This window comes from Borrelia coriaceae (assembly GCF_023035295.1).
GTDB lineage: Bacteria > Spirochaetota > Spirochaetia > Borreliales > Borreliaceae > Borrelia > Borrelia coriaceae.
This window is the reverse complement of the sequence record NZ_CP075076.1, coordinates 873837-885548: the sequence shown is the minus strand read 5'-3', so window position 1 is coordinate 885548 and position 11712 is coordinate 873837. Positions and strand designations below refer to the sequence as shown.

Sequence of the window (11712 nt, the reverse complement as noted above, 5' to 3'; positions counted from 1 at the left end):
TACAATAATTTACACATTATGTTATATTATATATATATAAGGGTTTTATGCAACAAAGAAAATTAATAATAGTAGAATCACCAACAAAAGCAACAACAATAAAGAAATATCTTGATAATTCATTTTCAGTAGAAGCTTGCATAGGACATATAAGAGATTTGCCAAACAGTGCTAAAGAAATACCTGAAGAGTATAAAAAATTTGAATGGTCACACATCTCTATAGATCATCAAAATGACTTTAAACCACTTTATATTATCCCAAATAATAAAAAAAAAGTAATTGAAAAACTCAAAAATATCATAAAAGATAAAGATGAAATCTACCTTGCAACTGACCAAGATAGGGAAGGAGAGACAATAGCATTTCACCTAAAAGAAGTATTGCAAATTAAAAACTATAAAAGAATGGTATTTCATGAAATTACAAAAAGCGCAATAATCGATTCACTCAATAATACAAGAGAAATCAACATGCATCTAGTTAATGCCGGGGAGACAAGAAGAATACTAGACAGACTTTACGGATACACTATCTCCCCTTTACTGTGGAAAAAAATTGCCTACGGACTCTCTGCTGGCAGAGTACAATCCGTTGGCCTACAATTAATCATAGAAAAAGAAATGACAAGAATAAACTTTAAAAAAGCCAATTATTATTCCATTACACTTGAATGCAAACACAACAAAAACGACATAGAAATTAAAACAATACTAGAAAAAATCGACAATAAAAATGTAGCTGAGAGCAAAGATTTTATAAACGATACAGGAAATCTACACGATCCTGACAAAACAATTGTAATAGATAAAAAATTAATGGATATTCTTACAAAAGAGCTAAATAGGATAAAAGAAATCGAAATAATTTCCATTGAAACAAAAAAAATTAAACAATCTCCTCCTAAACCATTCATTACATCTTCTCTTCAACAAGAAGTAAACAGAAAATTGAAAATAGGCACTAAACAAATTATGAATTACGCACAAAAACTATATGAAAATGGCTACATAACTTATATAAGGACAGATTCTTATGACATTGCCGAAACCGCAAAAGAAAAAATCAAAACTATTATAAAACAAAAATATGGCGAAGAATACATAGAAACAGATGAAAGAGTATACACTAAAGCAAAAATGGCTCAGGATGCACATGAAGCGATAAGACCTTCTGAACTATTTACACCTCCTGAACAAATACAAATAGAAAGCGAAACTGCTAAAGAAATATATAAAATGATATGGGATAGAACTATTGAATCTGGAATGAAAAATGCAATTAAAAAAGTTATTAAAATAACATTGAAACATGAAAATTTAACTTTTAAAACGAATTTCACAAAAATCGTTTTTGATGGCTTTATGAAAAATAGTAAAGAGTTTGATGAAAACAGTACCATAGATTTTTCCCTCATAAAAGAAGGTGATAAGTTTGCAATATTGAATATCAAGCCAGAAGAGCATGAAACGAAACCCCCACTTAGATATACAGAAGCATCACTTGTACAAAAACTTGAAAAAGAAGGCATAGGACGACCCTCAACTTATGCGACCATTATCTCCACTCTCTTTGAGAGAGAATATATATTTAAACAAAATAACACACTAATACCAACAATAAAAGGAGCAGCAGTAATAAATCTATTAAAAAAATATTTTCCAGTACTAATTGAACTAAAATTTACATCCAATATGGAAGAAAATTTAGACAAGATTGCAATAGGAGCACTAGACAAAATAAAATATTTAAATAAATTTTATAATGGGGAAGCAGGTCTAAGGAATACAATAAATAAAATAGAACCTATTATTAGCCCTGAAGAATTTAGAATAGTCTATGAATACAATAATAACAAAAAATTTAGTTATAAAATCAACATTGGTAAATTTGGGCCTTACTTAATCTCTAACGGAAATAACTACGCTATTAATGTAACAACACCATTAGAAAACTTATACAAAGAAGATGAAATAAAAAAGATAATATCAGAAAAAGAAATACAACCTCATATATTAGGAATTGATCCTGAAACAGGGCTTAATGTAATATACAAAAATTCAAAATATGGGGGCATCGTCCAACTTGGAGAGGATGTTTATGCTCCACAAGAATTCACAAAAACAGGTAAACCCAAAAAACCTAAAATAATAAAAGCCAAAAAAGTTTCAACAAAAAATATTGAACATGAAAATATAACCCTAGAACTTGCACTCAAATTACTTTCACTTCCAAAAATTATTGGAGAGTATCCAAAAACCAATGAAAAAATAATTGCTACAACAGGGATTTTTGGAGACTATATTAAAACTGAAAATAACAGCATCACATGCCCACTAAAAAAAGACATAAAAGCATATGAAATCACACTAGAAAAATCAATTAAACTGCTAGATGCTAAATTAGAAAAAAATGGCATTGTTATAAAAATAATCTCACTATCAAAAAACAAAGTCGGAAATAAAATTTACATTTACAAGCAAAATGATAAATTTTATGCTAAAATTAAGAGGAAAAAGGTAAATTTGCCTACTAATATTGATATTAATCAAATAGATGCAACTTATGTTTTTGGACTAATGTAGGATATGAATGATTTTGAACTGCCCATTTACAAATATAAAGATGAATTAATTAAAAATTTAAAATCAAACAATGTTTTAATAGTCGAAAGTCCAACAGGTAGTGGAAAAACTACACAAATACCAAGGATAATATATGAATCAGGATTAACAAAATTTGGTAAAATTGGTGTTACACAACCAAGAAGAATAGCCACAATATCAATAGCAGAATACATAGCAAAACACATTGGAGTAAAACTCGGAGAAGAAGTTGGTTATAAAATAAGATTTCAAGAAATTACAAGCTCTAAGACCAAAATCAAATTAATGACCGATGGGGTTCTACTACAAGAACTCAAAAAAGATACGCTACTGTATGAATATGACGTAATAATAATAGATGAAGCACATGAGAGAAGTCTAAATATAGATTTTATATTAGGACTTATTAAAGATATACTAACAAAAAGAAATGATTTTAAAGTTATCATCTCATCTGCAACAATAAATACACAAGTATTTTCAAAATACTTTAACAACGCTCCAATACTTAGCATAGAAACAATTACTTATCCCGTACAAATAATTTACAATCCACCCCCACTTAATACATCAAAATCAATGATATTAAAAATAAAAGAAATAATTAGTGGCATAATCAAAGAAAAAAAAGAAGGTGATGTCCTTATATTCTTATCTGGAGAGAAGGAAATAAAAGAAACAATAAAAGAACTCTATGAATTAAATTCCAAACAAGAATTAATAATATTACCTTTATATGGTCGGATGGCAAAAGAAGCACAAGAACAAATATTTATGCCTACACCAAAGAATAAAAGGAAAATTATAGTATCAACAAATATTGCAGAAACTTCAATCACAATTGAAAATATAAAGATAGTAATTGATAGCGGAAAAGTCAAAACAAATAGGTTCCAAATGAAAACACACACTTATTCACTTCAAGAAGTACCAATTTCAAAATCAGCTGCAACACAAAGAGCAGGAAGAGCAGGAAGACTTGCAAAAGGCACATGTTACAGATTATATAAAAGAGATGAATATCAATTAAGAGATGAATATCAAAAGGAAGAAATATATAGAACTGATCTCTCTGAAGTAATCCTAAGAATGGCAGATATAGGAATTAAAAATTTTACAAAATTTGACTTTATTTCAAAACCATCAATGAAATCCATTAAAACAGCAAGTGACATATTAAAATCCTTAGATGCAATCAATGAAAAAAATGAACTTACAGAAATCGGAAAATATATGATCATATTTCCGCTAATACCAATTCACTCAAGGGCCTTAGTCGAAGCAATGATAAACTATCAAGAAGCAATATACCCAACTACAATTGGATTATCATTTCTATCTACAAGCGGAATTTTTTTACTACCTCAAAACGAAGAAATAGAAGCAAGACAAGCTCATCTAAAATATAAAAATCCACTAGGAGATTTAATAGGATTTATTAACATATTTGAAGATTATAAAAAAGCTATAGATAAAGAAACCTTTGCTAAAGAAAATTATTTAGATTTACAAGGTCTTGAAGAAATTACTAATGTACAAAGACAACTTGAAAACATTGTAAGTAGCTTCAATATACCAATAGTACACAAACATGAAATTGATCACGAAGGCTACTTAAAATCCATAATGAAAGGTATGAAAGATTATATTTGCTTTAAAACCTCAAAAAATAAATATAAAACAATCAAAGCCCAAAATATAGTAACACATCCTGGCTCACTTATTAACACAGACTCTGTCCAATATTTCGTAGCAGGAGAAATTATAGAGACAAGTAAAAGATATGCAAGATCAATTGGAGTACTCAGAAAAGAATGGATCAAAGATATTCAATTTGAGGATGATGAGCAAAAAAACACTCCAAAAGAAGCTCCAAAATTAACCAAAGATTACAAATCTACAGCCAAAAAACAGCAAAAACCTCTATTAAACAATGAAATAAGTATTGGGGGTAAAAAATTTAATACTCACAATGAACATAAAAATCAATTAACACTAAGCTTAAAGGAAGTTAAGGAGTTAGTATCAAAAAAATTAAAACACTCAGAAAAAAAAGCAATAAAAAATATCCTTGCAAAATTAACACATGAAAATTTAATCATATTTAAAAATAAAAAATTAATAGAAATAATGCGCATAGTAAATGGCATGGAATCAGACTGGAAGCTTATTAAAACATATGAAAATACAAACATCAATATTAATGAAATTGATAAAATGAAAAATATTTTAGAATGCACTATGCATTTCATTAAAAATCCCAATAAACAATCAGTCCTTTTCCTATCACTTAGAAGTGACTACTCTGACAATTTTTGGCTAAAACCTCAAAAAAGCTTTATTGTAGCAATCGAAGAATCAATGGATACCATCAAAAGCCTGATCGACAATCAAGACAATATTAAAAAACTTACCCCTATTAAAAATACAGTAAATAAAATTTACAAAAAATTAAACTTCTTCTTTTAAAAATCCAAAATCTATAAGTCATACTTAAGATTATAAAAATAAATATTAATAAATAAAAAAATTAAATAAATGAATATTATTTAAACTAGAATCATATTAAAAGTTAATATACACTGTAACTAACAAAAATATAATTAATGGAGGCAATATGAATAATTTAATGAAAAATATACAAAACCTCGGCAAAGCCTTACAAACTCCTGCAGCAGTCTTACCAATTGCTGGGCTTTTACTTGGCTTTGGATATCTAATAATAGAACTTACAGAACCTTCTAACATGATTAGACACGTTGGTAAACTAATGGAACAATCAGGAAGCGCCATTCTTGGAAACTTACCCATACTATTTGCAATAGGAACTGGAATGGGACTAGCTAAAAACCATAAAGCAGCTGCAGCACTTGGGGGAGCAGTAGGATACCTAATTTTAAATGCAGGGTTATCTACATTTACAATAATAATTAACGGAAGAGCAGAACCTGTTAACATGTCTGTCTTGGGGGGCATTATTACAGGCATAAATTCAGCTATGCTTAGCGACAAAGTAGTAAACTATAAAATACCACAATTTTTAGGGTTTTTTTCAGGACAAAGACTAGTACCAATAACAAATGGTATACTCTCTGCAATACTTGCCACAATATTAGGATTTTTATGGGCCCCACTACAAATCACTATTAATCAAATCGGAATTTGGATGATAGAAGCTGGTAATCTAGGTGTATTTATATTTGGATTCCTAAACAGACTACTCATAATAACAGGCCTACATCAACTTCTAAACACTTTAGTATATTTTGTATTCGGAGAATATACTACAAACGAAGGAAACATAATTCAAGGAGAAATCACAAGATATTTAAATGGAGACCCAACCGCTGGAGCATTTACATCGGGCATGTATCCAATGATGCTATTTGGATTACCAGGTGCAGCTCTTGCAATGTACTTAACATCTAGAAAAGAAAGAAGAAAAGAAGTAGGAGGTATCTTACTCTCAGCGGCACTAACCTCATTCCTAACAGGAATTACAGAACCAATAGAATATACATTCATGTTAATAGCACCTCTGCTCTATCTCATACATGCTATCTTAACTGGAATATCATTAGTCATTACTAATATATTTGGAATACGTATAGCATTTTCACTCTCAGCAGGAGTCATAGATTACTTCTTAATGTTTCCAAAATCAACAAACGCACTGCTAATAATCCCAATAGGACTTGCAACCGGAATTATCTACTTCACAATTTTCATAACACTAATTAAAACATTTAACATTAAAACACCTGGTCGTGAAGATGACACTAAACAGCAAACACTTAATAATACTTCCAAAGCATCCCAAAACGAAGTTTTTGAGGCCATCATTCAAGCACTTGGAGGAATTGATAACATAACAAATATTGATTCATGTTTTACGAGACTCAGAGTAGACGTAAAATCTTCCTCATTAGTAAATAAAGATGCAATGACCCAACTTGGAGCTTCTGGAACAATAATTACATCAGGCAATCAAGTTCAAATAATATTTGGAGCAAAATCCGAACAAATTTCAAATTACATCAAATCTAAAACTTAAATAATAACAAAGAATAAGAAGAAAAAAATCTTATTCATTTCTTCTTATTCTAACTAAAAAAGTGTAAAATATTTTATATAAAATTACATGAATCTAATATTACCTAAAATATTATTATTTTTATTATTAATAACACCTCTTACTCTAACATACGGTACATACAAAGAAAATTTTGAAAAATTAAATAAACTATACATGCTATATGACCTAAACAACAACTTACCAAAAGAACTTGAAACAATAAATGCAATCAAAAACATAAATTTAGAATACCATTATTTACTCATGGCCAGATATCTACTTAAAATAAAGAAATATGAAGAAGCTAATAATTTTTTAAAAAAAATGCAAACACCTAAAGATAAAAAAACAAAAAATGAAATTTTATCACTACAACTTAGAATCAATGAAGATAACATAAGCGAAGAGGAAATCAATGACATCTTACAAAAGGATAAAGAGTTAGATATAAAAATAATCTACCAGTTATATAATATTGCAAAAATCAAAAATAAAAAAATATCTTTAAAGATAAAAAACATAATCTTAACCAACTATCCTAAAAGTATTTATTCTTATAAAATCAAGAGAAATGAATAAACAAATTTATTGCGCAATGATATTAATTTTGACATTAAGTACATCATCAGCACAAAAATTACTCGGTCCAAAAGATGTAGTAATGAAATATGAAATCATTAAAGGTTCTTTTAAAGAAAGCAATTACATTATCGTCAAAATTAAAAACAAAAATTTAAAGTTCATAATATCAAAACCTATTTATAACAAAGAAACGAACAATTATTACTTTAAAGGCCAAACAACAAGTCAATTTCTACTTTCCAACACAGTGGACATTGCCATTAACACAAGTCCATACAAAATTAAAGAAAATATATTCTACCCTAATGGTTTATACATATATGATAAAAAAATCATTTCCAATGCAAAAAAAGATCAAGGAATAATCATAATCAAAAACAATCAAATAATATTAAATCCTAGACAAGACGAGATCAATAATTCTGATTATGGTTTTAGTGGCTTCTTTCCCTTAATTAAAAATGGACAATACACTAAAAACTTTAAAGACAATAAACATCCAAGAACAATCATAGGTACTGATAACGAAAACAAACACCTATATCTAATAACTGTGGAAGGAAGAGGTGCTAATAATAGCAAAGGAATTTCATTAAATGAAGCAATAGATCTATCACTAAGCTATAGTATTACCAACTCCATTAATCTAGATGGAGGTGGCTCAAGTACACTTGTAACAAAATACAACAACGCCCCTTATAAACTTAATGCTACATCTAATCTTTTTGGACAAGAGAGAATAGTCCCTTTTCACTTAGGAATAAAACTACCTAACTGAAAAAATCCCAACCAATATTAACTCCAAAAGTAATTTCGGTTGTTAAAGAAGAAGAAAAACTATTTACAGAAAGAGAAGTAGGCGAAATTGATAGGATAAATAAAGGTCTAATATAAAGCCCCTTAACTTCAGGAATGAAAAAATCTGTAGCAAATCCTAAACATAAAAACACTAGATTTCGGCTATTAGTACTTAAGTCAAATGTATATTTAAGCCCCAAAAGGGGAAATAATGTTCTAACATACTCTCTAAAAACAATAGGATAAATTCCATAAAGCCCAAAAGCAAAATATCTGCTATGATGACTAGATGAAAAAGCATCCTTATAAGCAATATCCAAAATAACATAATTAACATCAAAGAACAAATTTAAATTTATTCCATTATCTACTCTACTGTAATTTTTTACAGACCTCTTTACATCGCTTTTGTTAGTATAATTAGTAAACTGATAAGAAAATCCCCCTCCAAAAGATAATGGATACGCAAATATCAAAGCACTCGAAGGAAAAAATAAAAATAATAACAAAACATATTTTTTCATTGATAATCCTTACACTTTCTAAAAAAACATTATATTATTATATGTAACTGTATAGCAAGTAACATATATAATAAAATTATGAAAATAAAAGCACTATTCTTAGTCTCTATAATGTTTTCAACATGTAACAAGAAATCAGAAATTCCCTTAACACACAAATTCAAATTACCCAAAAGTAGTATCTTAGGATTCTCAAAAAAAGTAGGAATTGTAACAAAAAATTATGCGATTTTAAATAATGCAACTAAAACGGACAATACTAATTACAATTATTTAACAATAATTAGAAAAGACGAAGTAATAAAAATTGAAAAAATAATGCAAAATACAGAAAGATATGGTATCAAAGGAAAATGGATACTAGCAACCTATAAAGGAAAAAAAGGATACATCTTTAGCAAAGACATAAACATAATAGATAATATCATTATTGAATAAATTAATTATAATATTATGAATGTTAGTTAGTAAACGAACCAACTAACATTCTAATTACTTGTTTTTCTTCTTATGTCTATTTTTCCTTCTCTTTTTCTTTCGCTTATGTGTAGATATTTTTTTTAATTTCCTCTTTCTTCCACAAGGCACCTTTTATATCTCCTTATCAAACAAAAATTAAATCCAAAATGTTCTCCAAATCATCATCCGGGTGAAACCACAAAACACCAGGAATTTTATCAAAAAAAGTCATTTGTCTTTTTACATACAAAAAAGAATTCTTTATTATTAGACTTATTATATCATTTAACATATGATAAGGTCTACTTTTCCACAACAAAAATTCACGATACCCTATTCCCTTAAAAGCCGGTGTTGTCTCATCATATCCCTTTCTTAATAACCTCCTAATCTCTTCAAGCAATCCACAATCAATCATATTCTTCACCCTAAATATTATCCTAGATCGCATCTCTTCCATAGGTCTTCTCAAACCAATAGCCAAAACATTTTCAAGCATATGCCCTTTTTTTAAAAATTGACTAATTGGAATACCTGTTTGATAATAAACTTCAAGCGACCTTTTAAGCCTATAAATATCATTTTTATTGATTGACTTATATCTTTCAAAGTCTACCCTCTTAAGTTCATCCAAGAGATAATCTTTCCCCTTTGTATCAAAAAGACTATTTACATAAAGTCTTATTTCAGAAGAAACAGCAGGTGTGTTAGGTAATCCATATTGTAAATGCTTAAAATAAAAAGCCGAACCACCTACAAATATAGGAAGTTTCTTTTTTTCTCTTAACTTTTCTATTATTTTGCATGCTTCCTTATAAAATATCCCAAGATTATATTCTTCAATCGGTTCTAAAAAATCCACCAAATGATGTCTTATATGAGACCTTAATTCAACACCAGGCTTACAAGAAGCAATATCAAACTCTTTATAAACTTGAATAGAATCAACATTAATAATTTCAGCTATACCTTTTGGCAAACTGAATAAAAGCTCACTCTTACCTACAGCTGTAGGACCAAATAAAAAAATTACTCTATCGCTCTTCAATTGAATACGTAAATCGACCTGTCATAATATCATTAAAAGCCCGGGTTACTACTCTCTCATCAGAAATAGTATGCTCTGCTAAAGAAATTTGATCAATAATTTGATTTGTACGCACTATAACTGCCATAACAAGTTCATAATAATTGCCATCAAAATCTTGTATCTCTTTCAAAGGTATCTTCATTTTTCTAAAACCTCCTTAATATATTTACTTATTATATAAGTTCTTTCTTTTCTATCTCATCCTTTATCAACTCAAAAACTTTATTTGCAGATTTATCAGTTGTATCAACTATAAAATCAGCTACATCTAAGTAATTATCAACATCTATATTATATACAGATAAATACCTTTTTGAATCATTAGAATCCCTATTAAAAGTGTTCTTCAAGACATTAGAATACATACCACCTTCCCTACTTATTATTCTTTCTGTCCGAATTTCTATCTTAGCATAAAGATATATCTTTAAATCAGCATTCTTTGAAAGCCAAATTGCAAGACGCGATGCAAGAACAGTATTATCCTCTTTTGAAAGCTCCAATAATTTGCTATCAAGATACTCATCCCAATAATAATCATTTCTACCAATAATTTCTTTCTCATAAAACGTATCAAAAGGCATATTCTTCTCCTTAGCAATATCATGAAAAGTGTAATTAATAAGCTTTAGACCATAGTGTTTTGCAAGCATTCCACTAATAGTTGTATTACCACAACCACTCTTGCTAGAAATAGCTATTCTCATTCAATATTCCTCAAATGTTCTTTTATTTTTTCTAAATTTAATTTCATGTTTAAAACTAAATTCCTAATATCCAAATCGATTGCTTTATTACTCATTGTTGTAACCTCTCTATGCATTTCCTGAGCAATAAACTCTAAAATTTTACCACATACCTCATTTTCAAGATTTTTATAAAAATTATCTATATGTGAATACAATCTTACTATTTCCTCATTAATATCTAACCGAATTGACATCTTAGCTGCCTCTTCTGCAATATTAATACCACTAAAATCATCCATTAACTTTAATAAATTTTCCTTAAGACTTAAGAAAAGTTTATCATTTATATCGCTCTGAGATTCCTTTAATAATCCTAAATCCTTCTTTATTGACACAAGAATCGAAATTATATCTTGCTTAATATTTTCACCCTCAAAGATTCTACTCTTATTATAATTTAATAAGGTTTCTTCCAAAACTTCTTTAAAAGCATGATAAATCATTTCTTGATTAATATCATCCTCATCTACAATTAAAGCCCCTCTTAAAGACAAAAAATCACCAAGACTCAATTCATCCTTAATATTTAAATTACTATGCAATAGACTATCCCTAATACGAGTAATAGCTTCAATATAGTGGGGATTTAAATTAAAATTAACACTTGGAATCATTTCCTTATACCCTACGTTCAAGAAAACATTTCCCCTTTTAACATAATTTGCAATCAAATTTCTTATCTCAAGCTCATAAGCATATAAAACTTCGGGCAATTTAAATTTAAATTCTAAAAATCTACCATTATAAGACTTTAAGTTAACACTAAACATATAATTTGAAATAACTTTTTCTAAGTGAAAAAATCCAGTCATACTTTTCATTCAAAATA

General features: G+C 28.4%; 11 protein-coding genes. 6 read left to right on the top strand and 5 right to left on the bottom strand.

Features of this window, described 5'->3' with window-relative positions; translation table 11 throughout:
• Window positions 1-47: 47 nt before the first annotated feature.
• From topA to bcCo53_RS04180, 5 genes are all read left to right on the top strand, one after another.
• Entirely contained in the window at window positions 48-2585 is a 2538-nt protein-coding gene (gene topA, locus bcCo53_RS04200) for a type I DNA topoisomerase (RefSeq protein WP_025408392.1), read from the top strand.
• Between the two features lie 3 nt (window positions 2586-2588).
• Window positions 2589-5075 (top strand): ATP-dependent RNA helicase, encoded by a 2487-nt coding sequence (locus tag bcCo53_RS04195; protein WP_028328139.1) that lies wholly within the window; start codon window positions 2589-2591, stop codon window positions 5073-5075.
• Window positions 5076-5223: 148 nt separating this feature from the next.
• Entirely contained in the window at window positions 5224-6660 is a 1437-nt protein-coding gene (locus tag bcCo53_RS04190; RefSeq protein WP_025408391.1) for a PTS transporter subunit EIIC, read from the top strand.
• Window positions 6661-6747: 87 nt separating this feature from the next.
• Window positions 6748-7260, top strand: a complete 513-nt coding sequence (locus bcCo53_RS04185; RefSeq protein ID WP_025408390.1) for a hypothetical protein — start codon at window positions 6748-6750, stop codon at window positions 7258-7260.
• Complete coding sequence (locus bcCo53_RS04180) at window positions 7253-8041, top strand: phosphodiester glycosidase family protein (RefSeq protein ID WP_025408389.1); 789 nt, start codon at window positions 7253-7255, stop codon at window positions 8039-8041. Before bcCo53_RS04185 ends, bcCo53_RS04180 begins: the two co-directional genes overlap by 8 nt.
• Here bcCo53_RS04180 and bcCo53_RS04175 read toward each other — a convergent pair.
• Complete coding sequence (locus bcCo53_RS04175) at window positions 8034-8585, bottom strand: hypothetical protein (RefSeq protein WP_025408388.1); 552 nt, start codon at window positions 8583-8585, stop codon at window positions 8034-8036. The two genes, bcCo53_RS04180 and bcCo53_RS04175, sit on opposite strands and share 8 nt — an antisense overlap.
• A 78-nt stretch (window positions 8586-8663) precedes the next feature.
• On the opposite strand from bcCo53_RS04175, the gene bcCo53_RS04170 reads away from it, so the two are divergent.
• Complete coding sequence (locus tag bcCo53_RS04170) at window positions 8664-9023, top strand: hypothetical protein (RefSeq protein ID WP_025408387.1); 360 nt, start codon at window positions 8664-8666, stop codon at window positions 9021-9023.
• Window positions 9024-9189: 166 nt separating this feature from the next.
• On the opposite strand, the gene miaA is transcribed toward bcCo53_RS04170, so the two are convergent.
• The 4 genes from miaA to bcCo53_RS04150 are packed head-to-tail and all read right to left on the bottom strand — an operon-like array spanning window position 9190 to window position 11704.
• Complete coding sequence (miaA, locus tag bcCo53_RS04165; RefSeq protein ID WP_025408386.1) at window positions 9190-10092, bottom strand: tRNA (adenosine(37)-N6)-dimethylallyltransferase MiaA; 903 nt, start codon at window positions 10090-10092, stop codon at window positions 9190-9192.
• A complete protein-coding gene (locus tag bcCo53_RS04160; RefSeq protein WP_025408385.1) occupies window positions 10079-10276 on the bottom strand; it encodes a DNA-directed RNA polymerase subunit omega in 198 nt (65 codons plus the stop codon). Before bcCo53_RS04160 ends, miaA begins: the two co-directional genes overlap by 14 nt.
• A 31-nt stretch (window positions 10277-10307) precedes the next feature.
• Window positions 10308-10841 carry a (d)CMP kinase gene (gene cmk, locus bcCo53_RS04155; RefSeq protein WP_025408384.1) on the bottom strand — a complete coding sequence of 178 codons (534 nt, stop codon included), beginning with the start codon at window positions 10839-10841 and terminating at the stop codon, window positions 10308-10310.
• On the bottom strand, window positions 10838-11704 hold the full coding sequence (locus tag bcCo53_RS04150; protein ID WP_025408383.1) for a YicC/YloC family endoribonuclease: 867 nt from the start codon (window positions 11702-11704) through the stop codon (window positions 10838-10840). The genes cmk and bcCo53_RS04150 overlap by 4 nt, the downstream gene beginning before the upstream one ends.
• Window positions 11705-11712: the final 8 nt, after the last annotated feature.

Bases quoted from the DNA above. Each gene is read 5' to 3' on its own strand.
- topA (WP_025408392.1), top strand. From the start codon at position 48: ATGCAACAAAGAAAATTAATAATAGTAGAATCACCAACAAAAGCAACA.
- bcCo53_RS04195 (WP_028328139.1), top strand. From the start codon at position 2,589: ATGAATGATTTTGAACTGCCCATTTACAAATATAAAGATGAATTAATT.
- bcCo53_RS04190 (WP_025408391.1), top strand. From the start codon at position 5,224: ATGAATAATTTAATGAAAAATATACAAAACCTCGGCAAAGCCTTACAA.
- bcCo53_RS04185 (WP_025408390.1), top strand. From the start codon at position 6,748: ATGAATCTAATATTACCTAAAATATTATTATTTTTATTATTAATAACA.
- bcCo53_RS04180 (WP_025408389.1), top strand. From the start codon at position 7,253: ATGAATAAACAAATTTATTGCGCAATGATATTAATTTTGACATTAAGT.
- bcCo53_RS04175 (WP_025408388.1), bottom strand. From the start codon at position 8,585: ATGAAAAAATATGTTTTGTTATTATTTTTATTTTTTCCTTCGAGTGCT.
- bcCo53_RS04170 (WP_025408387.1), top strand. From the start codon at position 8,664: ATGAAAATAAAAGCACTATTCTTAGTCTCTATAATGTTTTCAACATGT.
- bcCo53_RS04160 (WP_025408385.1), bottom strand. From the start codon at position 10,276: ATGAAGATACCTTTGAAAGAGATACAAGATTTTGATGGCAATTATTAT.
- cmk (WP_025408384.1), bottom strand. From the start codon at position 10,841: ATGAGAATAGCTATTTCTAGCAAGAGTGGTTGTGGTAATACAACTATT.
- bcCo53_RS04150 (WP_025408383.1), bottom strand. From the start codon at position 11,704: ATGAAAAGTATGACTGGATTTTTTCACTTAGAAAAAGTTATTTCAAAT.